This is a genomic window from Spirillospora sp. NPDC046719, from assembly GCF_040645715.1.
In the GTDB taxonomy this organism is placed as follows: domain Bacteria; phylum Actinomycetota; class Actinomycetes; order Streptosporangiales; family Streptosporangiaceae; genus Spirillospora.
Map to the genome: position 1 here is coordinate 1 of NZ_JBEYYT010000296.1, position 11,884 is coordinate 11,884.

16 protein-coding genes are annotated in these 11,884 nt (G+C 72.4%); 9 read left to right on the forward strand and 7 right to left on the reverse strand.

Annotated elements, in window-relative coordinates:
- Nucleotides 1-242: 242 nt before the first annotated feature.
- Nucleotides 243-617 carry a VOC family protein gene (locus tag ABZ914_RS35435; RefSeq protein WP_194737352.1) on the reverse strand — a complete coding sequence of 125 codons (375 nt, stop codon included), beginning with the start codon at nt 615-617 and terminating at the stop codon, nt 243-245.
- Nucleotides 614-1,126: an ATP-binding protein gene (locus ABZ914_RS35440; protein ID WP_500198605.1), complete on the reverse strand. Its 513-nt coding sequence runs from the start codon at nt 1,124-1,126 to the stop codon at nt 614-616. The genes ABZ914_RS35435 and ABZ914_RS35440 overlap by 4 nt, the downstream gene beginning before the upstream one ends.
- 131 nt (nt 1,127-1,257) lie before the next feature.
- Between ABZ914_RS35440 and ABZ914_RS35445 the strand changes: the two genes are divergently transcribed.
- From ABZ914_RS35445 to ABZ914_RS35455, 3 genes are read left to right on the forward strand one after another with little or no spacing between them, the layout of a single operon-like run.
- Nucleotides 1,258-2,106, forward strand: coding sequence for a helix-turn-helix domain-containing protein (locus ABZ914_RS35445; RefSeq protein ID WP_500198607.1), 849 nt, complete (start codon nt 1,258-1,260; stop codon nt 2,104-2,106).
- On the forward strand, nt 2,103-2,294 hold the full coding sequence (locus ABZ914_RS35450) for a DUF397 domain-containing protein (RefSeq protein ID WP_500198608.1): 192 nt from the start codon (nt 2,103-2,105) through the stop codon (nt 2,292-2,294). The genes ABZ914_RS35445 and ABZ914_RS35450 overlap by 4 nt, the downstream gene beginning before the upstream one ends.
- Entirely contained in the window at nt 2,291-2,575 is a 285-nt protein-coding gene (locus ABZ914_RS35455; protein WP_500198609.1) for a DUF397 domain-containing protein, read from the forward strand. Before ABZ914_RS35450 ends, ABZ914_RS35455 begins: the two co-directional genes overlap by 4 nt.
- 49 nt (nt 2,576-2,624) lie before the next feature.
- Here the strand turns inward: ABZ914_RS35455 and ABZ914_RS35460 are convergent, their stop codons facing one another.
- The 4 genes from ABZ914_RS35460 to ABZ914_RS35475 all read right to left on the reverse strand — a co-directional run bounded on the left by ABZ914_RS35460 (nt 2,625) and on the right by ABZ914_RS35475 (nt 5,021).
- A complete protein-coding gene (locus ABZ914_RS35460) occupies nt 2,625-3,035 on the reverse strand; it encodes a hypothetical protein (protein WP_500198611.1) in 411 nt (136 codons plus the stop codon).
- Nucleotides 3,036-3,132: 97 nt separating this feature from the next.
- Nucleotides 3,133-3,339, reverse strand: a complete 207-nt coding sequence (locus ABZ914_RS35465; protein WP_500198612.1) for a hypothetical protein — start codon at nt 3,337-3,339, stop codon at nt 3,133-3,135.
- A 90-nt stretch (nt 3,340-3,429) separates the two neighbouring features.
- Complete coding sequence (locus ABZ914_RS35470; protein ID WP_500198613.1) at nt 3,430-4,275, reverse strand: DUF3592 domain-containing protein; 846 nt, start codon at nt 4,273-4,275, stop codon at nt 3,430-3,432.
- Between the two features lie 38 nt (nt 4,276-4,313).
- A complete protein-coding gene (locus ABZ914_RS35475) occupies nt 4,314-5,021 on the reverse strand; it encodes a helix-turn-helix transcriptional regulator (RefSeq protein ID WP_500198614.1) in 708 nt (235 codons plus the stop codon).
- 80 nt (nt 5,022-5,101) lie between these two features.
- Here ABZ914_RS35475 and ABZ914_RS35480 point away from each other — a divergent pair, with 80 nt between their 5' ends.
- Genes ABZ914_RS35480 through ABZ914_RS35490 form a run of 3 tightly spaced genes read left to right on the forward strand, consistent with a single transcriptional unit; the run spans nt 5,102 to nt 7,502 of the window.
- On the forward strand, nt 5,102-5,899 hold the full coding sequence (locus ABZ914_RS35480; protein WP_190862847.1) for an ABC transporter ATP-binding protein: 798 nt from the start codon (nt 5,102-5,104) through the stop codon (nt 5,897-5,899).
- Nucleotides 5,896-6,657: an ABC transporter permease gene (locus tag ABZ914_RS35485; RefSeq protein ID WP_500198615.1), complete on the forward strand. Its 762-nt coding sequence runs from the start codon at nt 5,896-5,898 to the stop codon at nt 6,655-6,657. Before ABZ914_RS35480 ends, ABZ914_RS35485 begins: the two co-directional genes overlap by 4 nt.
- A gap of 23 nt (nt 6,658-6,680) precedes the next feature.
- Nucleotides 6,681-7,502 carry a MerR family transcriptional regulator gene (locus ABZ914_RS35490; protein ID WP_500198617.1) on the forward strand — a complete coding sequence of 274 codons (822 nt, stop codon included), beginning with the start codon at nt 6,681-6,683 and terminating at the stop codon, nt 7,500-7,502.
- On the opposite strand, the gene ABZ914_RS35495 is transcribed toward ABZ914_RS35490, so the two are convergent.
- Nucleotides 7,465-8,415 (reverse strand): alpha/beta fold hydrolase, encoded by a 951-nt coding sequence (locus tag ABZ914_RS35495; protein ID WP_500198618.1) that lies wholly within the window; start codon nt 8,413-8,415, stop codon nt 7,465-7,467. The genes ABZ914_RS35490 and ABZ914_RS35495 overlap by 38 nt on opposite strands.
- Before the next feature lie 72 nt (nt 8,416-8,487).
- Here ABZ914_RS35495 and ABZ914_RS35500 point away from each other — a divergent pair, with 72 nt between their 5' ends.
- From ABZ914_RS35500 to ABZ914_RS35510, 3 genes are all read left to right on the forward strand, one after another.
- Nucleotides 8,488-9,537 carry an SUKH-4 family immunity protein gene (locus ABZ914_RS35500; protein WP_500198619.1) on the forward strand — a complete coding sequence of 350 codons (1,050 nt, stop codon included), beginning with the start codon at nt 8,488-8,490 and terminating at the stop codon, nt 9,535-9,537.
- Between the two features lie 80 nt (nt 9,538-9,617).
- A complete protein-coding gene (locus tag ABZ914_RS35505) occupies nt 9,618-10,406 on the forward strand; it encodes a 3-hydroxybutyrate dehydrogenase (RefSeq protein WP_387028461.1) in 789 nt (262 codons plus the stop codon).
- Between the two features lie 11 nt (nt 10,407-10,417).
- The coding region (locus ABZ914_RS35510; protein ID WP_500198621.1) for a GAF domain-containing protein at nt 10,418-11,884 on the forward strand (1,467 nt) is incomplete at its 3' end.

Consider the following 11,884-nt stretch of genomic DNA (forward strand, 5'->3'; position numbering starts at 1 on the left):
CTCCGCTCGCTGGCGCTCGCTGCGCTGCGGGGGCGCGGCGCGCCGGGCATCCCGTTGCGCTCGCTGGCGCTCGCTCCACGGGCTGTCCCGTGACCGGTGGCTGAGGTTCGGGCCTCGCGGGTGATCGCGGAGGTGTAGGCCGCGATCACCGCCGAGGCCGCCGGACGGCCGTCAGGGCGGCCGTCAGCGGGCAGGGCGAAAGGGCCCCGGGTACTCCCGGGGCCCTTTTCCGTGCTCGCCGGTCAGGGCGTGGGCGGCGTGAAGACGGCGAAGCGGTTGCCGGACGGGTCCTGGAGGTGCGCGAACCGCAGGCCGTCGGGCGTCGTCGTGGTCGGGACGGCGACCCCGCCTCCGGCCTTCTCGGCCTGGGCGCACGCCGCGTCCACGTCCTCGACGAGGACGAAGAAGACCGCGTGGTTCTGGGACGCGTCGGGCACGTGCGCGACGCCGCCGGCGGGCTCCTCGGCGCCCTCGTAGCTGACGAGGTCATAGCCGTCGCTCTGCGGGTCGGACGTGAACCTCCATCCGAACATGTCGCCGTAGAAGCGACGGGCCTCCTCCGGCGCGTCGGTGCCGATCTGGAACCACGCCACGGTGTTGAACGCGGGAATGCTCATCCTTCTCCTCCTTCGAACGCTGCGGGAATCAGCCTCGGGGAGTCCGGCGACAGCCCCCTGTCGGAGTTTCCGAACAAGTTCCGGCCGGCCGACCGGAACTCCGCCCACACGACCGTGCCCGGCCCGTCCGGCCGGTATCCCCAAGCGCGCGCCAAGGCGTCCACGATCCGCAACCCGCGCCCGCTCTCGGCGCCCGTCTCGGCCCTGACCTGCGGACGCCCGCCGCCCGCACCGTCGTCGGCGACCTCCAGCCGCAGGCGGTCGCCCCCGGCCAGCAGGGTGACCGTCACCCGGCCGCCGTCGCCGGAGGCCGTGTGCGTGACGGCGTTGCAGACGAGCTCGCTCACGACCGTCACCACGTCGTCAAGACCAGGGTGATCCGGAGGCAGCATGTCCCGCAGGAACCGCCGCGCGTGCCCGACGGACCGCCGGACGCCCGGAAGGGTGAGCGCGCTCACCACGACCAGCCCGCCGGGGGCCGTCCCTCTGTTCTCGGGCGCTCCCATCATGCGCCTCCCCTCGATTCGGAAACGCCCGCCACATTCGCCGCTCGCGGGCCTCCCGGTACCGGCTCTGAACGTTTCCCGACTGAACGTTCAATCGGTCACCGATCCGACACGCTCGGTGACATTCTTGAAGGATGCCTTCCGGTCACGCCCCCACGGTCCGGCAGCGCCGGATCGGCTCGGCGCTCCGCAAAGCCCGCGACCGCCACAACCTGACCGTCGCCACCGTCGCCCGCCGCTTCGGCCGCTCCCAGGGCTGGATGAGCATGGTCGAGAACGGCCTCCAGGCCATCGCCCCCGACGAACTCAGCGACCTCCTCGACCTCTACGGCATCGAGGACGGCCCCCTCCGCGAATCCCTCCTCCACCTCGCCACACATCGTCGTGGGACGTGGGAGCGAGCATGGGAGGGCCGCATCTCCGCCGCCGCTCTCGACCTGGCCAGCTTGGAAGAGGACGCCGACGTCATCCGCACCTTCCAGCCCAATCTCGTTCCAGGGCTGCTTCAGATTCCCGACTACAACCGAAAACTGATCGCCATTGGACCTGCGAAACACAACGCCAAAGCGCTGGTCGACTTCCGACTGTCGCGCCAGCAAGTCCTAAGCGCCCCCAATCCACCCCGCTACATACCGATCATCTCGGAAGCGGTCCTCCACAATCGGGTCGGCGGCGACCAAGGGATCTTGCGCAGACAGCTTCAGCGGCTGGGCGAGGCCGCCCGACTCAAGCACATCGACTTGCGGGTGCTCCCCCGCGAAGCCAGCGAGTACCTCTGGCTCATCACTCCGTATCACCTTCTTTCCCTGCGGCCACCCGGACGGCTCACCGTCTCTGTAAGCGATCAACTCAACAAGAGCACCTTCGTCGAGGACGAGGAGGAGGTCGCGGCACACGAGGAGATCTTCGAACTGCTGCTCTCAGCAACCTTGAGCAGAACCGCTTCGCTGGCGCTGATCGACGAGGTAGCGTCGCATTCATGAACACTCCCGAGCCGCCTCAGGCCGATTGGCGCAAGAGCACTTACAGCGGCGGCGTCGAAAATGAGTGCGTCGAGGTCGCCGATCTCAAGAGTCACGTTGGCGTCCGCGACAGCAAGAACCCCGCCGGTGGGCACCTCACCCTCACTCGCCGGGGCTTCGCCGACCTCCTCGCCCACCTGCGGCCATGACCACCCCGCCCCGTTGGCGCAAGAGCAGCCACAGCGGCGCCGACGAAGGCAATTGCGTCGAGATCGGTGACCTCGGTGGACGTGTCGGTGTGCGCGACAGCAAGGACCCCGCTGCCGGGTACCTCACCCTCACCCGCCGCGAGTTCGCCGCTCTTCTCGCCGACCTGGGGGGTGTCCCGCACGCAGTGGTGGCCGCCGACGCGAGCGTTGGTCTGCTGGCAAGTGCGGCGCCGTGGGGCCGGCGCCGGTGGCCCGACAGCCCGACCGCACAGGCGGTATGAGCGCGCGGCCGGATCTGCGGCGAGCGCGGCGTCCGCGCCGCGTCGGCGGTCAGGCCAGAAGCATGCCGAGCATGATCACGAGCACCAGCGCGATCAGGGGCACGATAATGAAGATCGCGAGTTGGAGCAGGCAGCCGCGCTGCTTGACCGTGCCAGGGGCCCCGATGGTGCCCGCGAGGTACAGCGCCGCAGGGCCGCGGTATTCCAGTTCAGATGGCTGCTCAGGGGTGAGAACCGTGGCAGCGACGCCGACCTGACCGTTTCCCTGTGACACGGCAATGTGCACCGGCTTGTCCGCCGGGATCTCGAAGGCCGCGCTTCCCCAATGCTGGTGGTAGTGGGCACCGTCGATGCCGACGGTGACACCGGCCTTGGCGACCACCCCGCGCCGCGTGTGGAGTTGCAGGACCCGCGTGGGGCCGTTGTGGCCGCCGGCGTAGGGGACGGGTGTGTCGCTCATGCTCGCCATCGTTACCACGCGGCCTGGTGCAAGACCACCCCGCGAGCGCCGCCATCGGAACTGTATGGACACACCCGACCTGGGGGCGCGGGGCTGATCAGGATGATTCGCCGTAGTGGTCTTCCTCCGCGTCGAACCTGCGTTGTTCCTCGTCCCTGCGGATCTCCACGCACCGTTTGCAGGTGGCCTCGCGCGGGTCGTCACGGACCTCGTCCCCGGAGACGTACTGGCCGCACCGCGTCTGCACGATGCCGTGCTTGTCCTTCTCCGGCAGGTGGAGAACCCGCTCCGCTGGCGCACTCATGCGCAAGACGCTACGCCGGTCAGCCGGATCCAAGGTCCCGGACGACGTAGACGGGCGGGACCTCGTTCGGGGGGTGGTGCATGAGCTGTGTCAGAACGGCAGTGCCAGCAGCCCGATCAGCCAGAGAACCGCCGGGATGCTGAAGGCCACACCCCAGATACCGGTCAGCATGAAAGCGGCCAGGGCGATCCCCAGCCAGGCCACGCGAGTCGGTGCGAGCACGCGTGAGGGGTCCTCTGGGTCGTATCTGATTTCGTCGCGATACCCGCGCAGGGGCGAGTGCGCCGTGACCTCCCGGCCATCAAGAGTGCGGAAGTGAACGATGCATGCGGGGTCGGCCTCGCTGTGCGGATCATTCTCGAATCGGGCGCGCACGGTGACGCCCCGCCGCCACATCACCCACCGCGTGTCCAACTCGGCCATGCCGACCCACAGGCGCAGGAAGGCGACGCCGGCCGGGAGCAGCAGCCAGGCGACCGGCCCGAGGAAGCCCGGTTCCACCGGCAGCCAGACGGCCAGGGGCAACCCCAGGACCACGTACCAGAGCGCACGCCGCCACCACGGGCTGCCATGCAGGACGCGATCACGCAGGGCGGCCGGGATCCGCAGGGGCCACGCTCGTGTCCGATGCCGCCGTATCGGCTGCCGTTCCCCCGACGGGCGGGGATCACTGATGATCGCTTCGATCTCCTCGCCGAGCGCGGCGACCATGGCCTCGTTGCGGTGCCGGGTCGTCAGGGTCTCGGCCTGCGTGTCCGCGAAGAGGAGCACGGTCAGCGACCGCCCGGCGGCCTCGACCTTGCGGATCCCCGTCCCGGGCACGACGACGGTGGTCCGCCCCCGCTTCCAGTGCAGGGCGCCCTGCTCCACCCACGCCCGGGTGCGGCCGCCGGCCAGCACGACCCCCGCCGCCGGCTGAGTACTCGATCGGCCCACGGCAGGAGATCATAGGCGCGCCGCTCCCGGGCCGGAGGTCAGACGAATTCGAGGGGGCGGACGACGTAGTCGGACGGGACGTCGTCGTGCATGGCCTCGACGAGCCGTTCGGGGGCGGTCTCCTCCAGCAGGACGGCGCGGCGGACGCGGTCGGTGCGGAAGACTCGGCGGCCGCCGCGCTTGCGGCACCAGGCGGTCAGGTACCAGCCCTTGCTCGACGCGGTGAACGACACGGGCTCGACGTCGCGGACGGTCTCGGCGCCCGCCCGGTCGATGTAGGTGAGGCGGACGACGCGGCGGCTGAGGACGGCCTCCTCCAGGACGGCGGGCACGGACGCCGGGTCGTCGTCCCCGGCGGGGATCAGGAACCGGACGCGGGCCGCGAGTTCGCGGGCGGAGGCGCTGTGCTCCGCCGACATCGCGGCGACGATCTTGTGCAGGGCGGTGCGGGCGGACCGGGAGTACGGCGAGCCGCCCGCGCGGGCGAGGGTGATCGCGACGGCGACGGCCTCCGCCGGGGTGAAGTTCAGCGGCGGCAGCGTCCGGCTCTTGTCGAGGGTGTAGCCGCCGCCCCGGCCGACGTCCGCGTACACCGGCACGCCGGCCTGCTGGAGCGCGCCGATGTCGCGCTCGATGGTGCGGACGCTCACCTCGTACCGCGCGGCCAGCTCGCGGGCGCTCACCCGGCGCGGGGCGCAGGCCCGCAGCTCCTCAACCAGGGCGTACAGACGGTCGGTGCGGTTCACGACGCGACCGTACGCGCCGCCTCCGACATTTCCGCGCGGACTTGACCCTGACGCAGCGTCAACCCCTCAGGCTGGCCGCCATGACGACCGATCAGGGCCAGGGGCCCGCGATCCAGGTGCGGGGCTTGCAGAAGTCCTACAAGGAGCTGCGCGTGCTGCGCGGCGTGGACCTCGAGGTGCGGCGGGGCGGCGTCTTCGCCCTGCTCGGCTCGAACGGGGCGGGCAAGACCACGATGGTGAGGATCCTGTCCACGCTGCTCAAGGCGGACGCGGGGACGGTGCGTGTCAACGGCTTCGACGTCGCGACGCAGGCCGCCAGGGTGCGCGCGTCCATCAGCCTCACCGGGCAGTTCGCCGCCGTCGACGGGGTGCTCACGGGGCGGGAGAACCTCGTCCTGGTCGCCAGGCTGAGGCATCTCGCGGACCCGGGCGGGATCGCCGACGGCCTGCTGAGACGGTTCTCGCTGGCGGAGGCGGGCGGCAGGAAGGCGGCGACGTACTCCGGCGGCATGCGGCGGCGCCTGGACATCGCGATGAGCCTCATCGGGGACCCGCCCGTCGTCTTCCTCGACGAGCCGACGACCGGGCTGGACCCGGAGGCGCGCATCGAGGTGTGGCAGGCCGTCAAGGAACTCGCCGAGGGCGGCACGACCGTGCTGCTGACCACCCAGCACCTGGACGAGGCCGAGCAGCTCGCCGACCGGATCGCGATCCTGCACCAGGGCCGGATCGTCGTCGAGGACACCCTGGACGGGCTCAGGCGGCTGCTGCCTCCCGCCGAGGTCGAGTACGTCGAGAAGCAGCCCTCCCTGGAAGAGATCTTCTTCGCGGTCGTCGGAGCGGACGGCCGGACCCCCGTGGACGAGGAGCAGAGATGACCACGCACTTCCTGGGCGACACCGCCGTCCTCACCGGACGGACCCTGCGGCACGTCACCCGCAGCCTCGACACCGTCATCACGACGGCGGTCACACCGATCGCGATCATGCTGCTGTTCGTCTACGTGTTCGGCGGCGCCATCCGCACCGGCACGGCGTCGTACGTCGACTACATGCTCCCCGGCATCCTGCTCATCACGATCGCGTCCGGCATCTCCTACACGGCGTTCCGGCTGTTCACGGACATGCAGAGCGGGATCTTCGAGCGGTTCCAGTCGATGCCGATCGCGCGGTCGGGCGTGCTGTGGGCGCACGTGCTGACCTCGCTGGCGGCCAACGCGGTCTCGGTGGCGGCCGTCATCGGCGTCGCGCTGCTCATGGGCTTCCGGTCGGGCGCGGGCGTGGGGGCCTGGCTCGCGGTGACGGGCATCCTCGTCCTGTTCACCCTCGCGCTGACCTGGATCGCCGTCATCCCCGGCCTCGCCGCCAAGAGCGTGGACGGCGCGGGCGCGTTCTCCTACCCGCTGATCTTCCTGCCGTTCATCAGCTCGGCGTTCGTGCCGACCGGCACGATGCCCGGCCCGGTGCGCGCGTTCGCGGAGCATCAGCCGGTGACGTCCATCGTCGACACGCTCCGCGCCCTGCTCGCGCAGCGTCCGGTCGGCGGCGGCCTGTGGACGGCGCTCGCCTGGTGCGCCGGCATCCTCGTCGTCGCCTACGTGTTCGCCGGAATCACCTACCGCCGCAGGATCTCCTGACGGGACGGCGGGAGGATCGGAGCATGCTGACGATCGGGCAACTGGCCGCGTACGCCGGTGTGACGGTGCGCGCGGTGCGGCACTACCACCAGATCGGGCTGCTGCCCGAGCCGGAGCGGGACGCCTCGGGGTACCGGCGGTACGGCGCGACGGCGGTCGTGTCCCTCATCAGGATCCGCACGCTGGCCGACGCGGGCGTCCCGCTGTCGCGGATCGGCCACATGCTCGAGGCCGACTCCGCGTCGTTCGCCGAGGGCGTCCGGCGGATCGACGACCGCCTGCGCGAGGAGATCGCGCGGCTGGAGAGCAGCCGCGAGCAGATCGCGCGGCTCGCCGCCGGGGACGGCCTGGTGCTCCCGCCGGAGATCGTCGCCTATCTCGACCGGCTGCGGGGGCTCGGGGTGTCGGAGCGGATCGTGGAGGGCGAGCGGGACGGGTGGATCCTCGTCTCGGCCCGCTGGCCCGACCGCGTCCGCGAGTTCATGCCCGGGAAGTTCGCGCAGCTGGAGGATCCGCGCATCGTCCGGCTCTACCGGGTGCTGTCGGAGATCATCGAAGGGGATCCGGGCGACGATCGGCTCCTGGTGGAGGCCGCCGACATCATGGCCGGCCTGTTCGAGCAGGCGTACGCCGACGGCCAGGCCGAGTTCGGCGGGACGCTCGGCGACCACCTGCCGTTCGACCTGCTGGAGTCGCTCGCGCTCGAGGCCGATCCGCGGGCGGAGCGGATGCTGGAGCTGATGCGGGAGCGCGGCTGGAACGGCTGGACCCGGATGGAGCGGCTCCCGAAGCGTCCCGGCCGGCCCGCTAGAGGGCCCGCAGGAAGGCGATCAGGGCGTCGTTGACCTCGGCGGGGCGCTCCTGCTGCGTCCAGTGGCCGCAGCCGGGCAGCCAGACGGTCTCGCGGAGGTTGGGCACGAAGTCGGACAGGTGCTCGACCGCGTGCACGGCGCCGGTCGCGACGAGGTCGCGGTCGCCGGCGATGTAGAGGGCGGGCGGGCTGATCGGGGCGCGGTGCCAGGGGGCGGTGAGGTCCCAGTTGCGGTCGAGGTTGCGGTACCAGTTGATCGGCCCGGTGAAGCCGCTGCCGGCGTACTCGGCGACGTAGGCGGCGATGTCGTCGTCGGTGAGCCAGCCGGGGAGCTTCTCGGGTTCGGGGCAGGCGTCCAGGACCCCGCCGCCCTCCGGCGCGATCAGCGCCGTGCCGGGCCCGTCGCCGGACGCGGCGTACAGCATCCGGCGGAACGCGGCGGCGCGGTCGCGGTCGAACTCGGCCTCGGGGGCGTCCGGCTCCTGGAAGCGGACCATGTAGAAGCCGTCGCCGAACATCCGCCGCATCGCGGCGACCGGCGGCTGGGAGCTGCGCGGGCGGTGCGGCACCGACATGCCGACGACGCCGCGGACCTTGTCGGGGCGCATCTGCGCGGTGTGCCACGCGACGGGGGCGCCCCAGTCGTGCCCGACGACGACGGCGCGGTCGCGGCCGAGGGCCTCGATCAGGCCGACGGCGTCGCCCACCAGGTGCAGGATCGAGTAGGGGGCGGGGTCCGCGGGGCCGCCCGTCCGGGCGTAGCCGCGCTGGTCGGGGGCGACGGCGTGGAACCCGGCGTCCGCGAGGGCCGTGAGCTGGTGGCGCCAGGAGTACCAGCACTCGGGGAAGCCGTGCAGGAGCAGCACGAGCGGGCCCTCGCCCGCTTCGGCGACGTGCATCCGCAGGCCGCTCTGCGACTCGATGAAGCGGTGCGTGATCTCGGCCATCGGAACCCTCTCGCCGGTCGGCGGATGCCGCGCCCAACGCTAGCCTCTCCCCAAGATCGAATACGAACGAGGATGCGGCGGAAGGGCGGCACGGGGATGTACGACGGGAGCCATGGGCAGGCCGATGCCGCCGCGGAGGGGCCGGGACGGCCCGCGGTGGGGGCGGGCAACACCCTCACGGTCACCTACCGGGACGCGGGCGGCGAGGAGACCTACCTCGCCAAGGTGTCGGGGCCGGGGCTCCCGGCCCCGTTCTGGCAGGTGTGGGAGGAGCTGCAGCGGCTCGGCGTGCCCGCGGAGAGCGTGTCGTCGGCGTACTCGGAGATCGAGCCGTGCCGGCTGCCCGGCTGCTACTGCGCCGTGCTCCTGCGCGATTTCGCCTTCCCGCAGGCCGACGTGTCGTTCGGGCGGCCCTACGGGGAGACCAGGAAGGAGCGGGACGCGGCCGTCGCGGCGAACGCCCAGCAGGCGGCGATGATGGCGCAGCTGGTGGGGCAGCCCGTCCCGCCCGCGGCGTCGCCCGTCCCGGTGCCGGGCGGCGCCGAGGCTCCCCCGCTGGACGACGCGCAGCTCGGCCGCATCCTGGCGTCCGCGTTCGGCCCGGACGGCGTCCGCCGCTACCAGCGCGACGAGCTGGAGCGCATCGGCGTCCCGGCGGGGCAGGCGGCGACGCTCGCGGCGGCGGGCCTTCCGGCGAAGGTGCCGCACATCTTCCAGGCGTGGGCCGCCAAGCCCATCGCGGAGCAGCTGCGGACGCGGCGCAGCCCGCTGTCCGGCCAGGCGCTGGCCAACCTGGACCCGTTCGTCAGCATCGGCGGCGACGGGCACTGCTTCCTCAGCGTGATGACCGACGGCCCGCCGCACATCATCGGCCGCGTGTGGGCCGTGGACCCCATCACCGGGAAGACCCGGTTCGTCAACACCGGACCCGCGGAGCTCGCGCGGTCGCTGGCCCTGCTCGCGCGCGGACGGCAGCGGATGCGGGGACTCGACCCGTACGCGGCTGGCGCGGTGGTGGAGAAGATCCAGGAGCAGCTCGCCGCCGTCGACCCGCCCGCCTTCCACGGCGAGGACCGCTGGTGGTCGCTCGTCGTCGAGCAGATGTGGAACGGGCTGCTGTAAAGGCCGTCCATACCGTTCGCCACGGGATTGTGTGCCGGGGCCACATGGGAGCCCGCGGCGGCGCTTCGTAGGTTCTGCGCATGACGAGCGTGACACCCCGGCCCGCCGCTTGGACGTCCGAGGCGCTGGACCTGTCGGGGAAACGAGCCCTGGTCACCGGCGGCGCGAGCGGCATCGGCCGCGCCTGCGCCCGGCTGCTGGCCGGGGCGGGCGCCCGCGTGCTGGTGGCGGACGTGGACGGCGACGCGGCGCGCGCGGCGGCGGACGAGATCGGCGGGGTCCCCCTGCACGCCGACCTCTCCGACATGGACGCGCTGGACGGCCTCGCCGCGGACGTCGACGTCCTGGTCAACAACGCGGGCGTCCAGCATGTGGCGCCGGTCCACGAGTTCCCGCCGGAGGTGTTCGCGCGGATCCAGCGGCTGATGGTGGAGGCGCCGTTCCGGCTCGCCCGTGAGGCGCTTCCGGGCATGTACGAGCGGGGCTGGGGGCGGATCGTCAACATCTCGTCCGTGCACGGGCTGCGGGCCTCGCCGTTCAAGGCGGCCTACGTGACGGCCAAGCACGGGCTCGAAGGGCTGTCCAAGGTGATCGCGCTGGAGGGCGCCCCGCATGGGGTGACGTCCAACTGCGTCAACCCGTCCTATGTGCGGACCCCGCTGGTGGAGGGCCAGATAGCCGACCAGGCGCGCGCGCACGGCATGGCCCCGGACGAGGTCGTCGAGCGCGTCATGCTGGAGCACTCGGCGGTGAAGCGGCTGATCGAGCCCGACGAGGTGGCCTCGCTGGTCGGCTACCTGTGCTCCCCTGCCGCGTCGATGGTGACCGGAGCGTCCCTCGCACTCGACGGCGGCTGGACGGCGCATTGACAATGGCCCGTATGACCTGCGGCGTCTTCCTCGAACTCCTCGCCCGCGAGGCGTCCCCCGTCGAGTTCGAGGGGCCGCTCGTGCAGGCACGGGCACAGGGCGCCTCGGCGACCGTGCTGGCCGAACTGGAGGCGGCGAAGCTCGCCGCGCTGCGGGTCCGGTCGATCATGCGGCGGCACGCCCGGCGGGAGGCGGAGCTCGCGGCGCTGTTCGACACCGCGGGCGACCTCGCCGGGCTCCGCGACCTCGACGCGGTGCTGGAGGCGATCACGCGGCGCGCCCGGCGGCTGCTGAGCGCCGACATCGCGTACCTGACGCTGAACGACGACGAGCGCGGCGAGACCTACATGCGGGTCACCGACGGGTCGGTGTCGGCGGCGTTCCGGCGGCTGCGGCTGCCGATGGGGGCGGGCCTGGTGGGCCTGGTCGCGCAGACGGCGATGCCGTACACGAGCGCGCACTACCTCGGCGACGAGCAGTTCCGGCACCGCGGGTTCATCGACTCGGCGGTGGCCGAGGAGGGCATCGTCGCGATCCTCGGCGTGCCGATGCGGCTGGGCAGCCGCGTGATCGGGGTGCTGACGGCGGCGAACCGCAGCGAGCGCCCCTTCGACCAGGAGGAGGTCGCGCTGCTGGGGTCGCTGGCGGCGCACGCGGCGGTCGCGATCGACAACGCCCGCCTCCTGGAGGAGACGCAGACCGCGTTGGAGGAGCTGAGCGCCGCCAACGAGGTCATCAAGGCGCGCAGCGCGGCCGTCGAGCAGGCGGCGCGCGCGCACGACCGGATGACGGCGGTGGTCGTCCGCGGCGGCGGCGTCGAGGACGTCGGGGCCGTCGTCACCGAACTGCTGGGCGGGACCCTGCACGTCCTGGACGCCGACGGCCGGCACCTGGCCACGACCGGGAAGGACTCGGCGGCCCTGAGCGACGAGGAGCTGTCCGGCGTGATGGCGTCGGCGCACTCAGCGCGCGCGCAGGGACGCACCGTGCGGCGCGGAGACCTGTGGATCGCCTCGGTCACGACCGGCGACGAGATGCTCGGCACCCTGGTGCTGCGCACCGCCGACGAGGTCTCCGGCGCCGACCAGCGCATCCTGGAGCGGGCCGCGCTCGTGACCGCGCTGCTGGTGCTGTTCCAGCGGAGCGTCACCGAGGCGGAGGGCCGCGTCCGGGGCGAGCTGCTCGACGACCTCCTGTCGGACCGGCGGACGGACGCGGACACGCTGGTCGTCCGGGCCCGGCGGGTGAACGTCGACCTGACCGCGCCGCACGTGCTGCTGTGCGCCCGGTACGAGTCGCACGACCACCGGCAGCGCGCCGCGTTCTGGGCGTCGTCGTTCGCGGCGGTCGAGCACGGCCTGGCCGCCGCGCGCGGCGACGAGATCGTCCTGCTGCTGCCGGGCGACCGCGCGGGCGACGCGGCCCGCCGCGTCGCCAAGGAGCTCGGCGCCTCGCTCGGCCGCCCCGCGACCGTCGGC

Excerpts from the sequence above, each read along its gene's own strand:
- ABZ914_RS35435 (WP_194737352.1), bottom strand. The coding sequence starts at position 617 with ATGAGCATTCCCGCGTTCAACACCGTGGCGTGGTTCCAGATCGGCACC.
- ABZ914_RS35440 (WP_500198605.1), bottom strand. The coding sequence starts at position 1,126 with ATGATGGGAGCGCCCGAGAACAGAGGGACGGCCCCCGGCGGGCTGGTC.
- ABZ914_RS35445 (WP_500198607.1), top strand. The coding sequence starts at position 1,258 with ATGCCTTCCGGTCACGCCCCCACGGTCCGGCAGCGCCGGATCGGCTCG.
- ABZ914_RS35450 (WP_500198608.1), top strand. The coding sequence starts at position 2,103 with ATGAACACTCCCGAGCCGCCTCAGGCCGATTGGCGCAAGAGCACTTAC.
- ABZ914_RS35455 (WP_500198609.1), top strand. The coding sequence starts at position 2,291 with ATGACCACCCCGCCCCGTTGGCGCAAGAGCAGCCACAGCGGCGCCGAC.
- ABZ914_RS35460 (WP_500198611.1), bottom strand. The coding sequence starts at position 3,035 with ATGAGCGACACACCCGTCCCCTACGCCGGCGGCCACAACGGCCCCACG.
- ABZ914_RS35465 (WP_500198612.1), bottom strand. The coding sequence starts at position 3,339 with ATGAGTGCGCCAGCGGAGCGGGTTCTCCACCTGCCGGAGAAGGACAAG.
- ABZ914_RS35480 (WP_190862847.1), top strand. The coding sequence starts at position 5,102 with ATGACGACCGATCAGGGCCAGGGGCCCGCGATCCAGGTGCGGGGCTTG.
- ABZ914_RS35485 (WP_500198615.1), top strand. The coding sequence starts at position 5,896 with ATGACCACGCACTTCCTGGGCGACACCGCCGTCCTCACCGGACGGACC.
- ABZ914_RS35490 (WP_500198617.1), top strand. The coding sequence starts at position 6,681 with ATGCTGACGATCGGGCAACTGGCCGCGTACGCCGGTGTGACGGTGCGC.
- ABZ914_RS35495 (WP_500198618.1), bottom strand. The coding sequence starts at position 8,415 with ATGGCCGAGATCACGCACCGCTTCATCGAGTCGCAGAGCGGCCTGCGG.
- ABZ914_RS35500 (WP_500198619.1), top strand. The coding sequence starts at position 8,488 with ATGCGGCGGAAGGGCGGCACGGGGATGTACGACGGGAGCCATGGGCAG.
- ABZ914_RS35505 (WP_387028461.1), top strand. The coding sequence starts at position 9,618 with ATGACGAGCGTGACACCCCGGCCCGCCGCTTGGACGTCCGAGGCGCTG.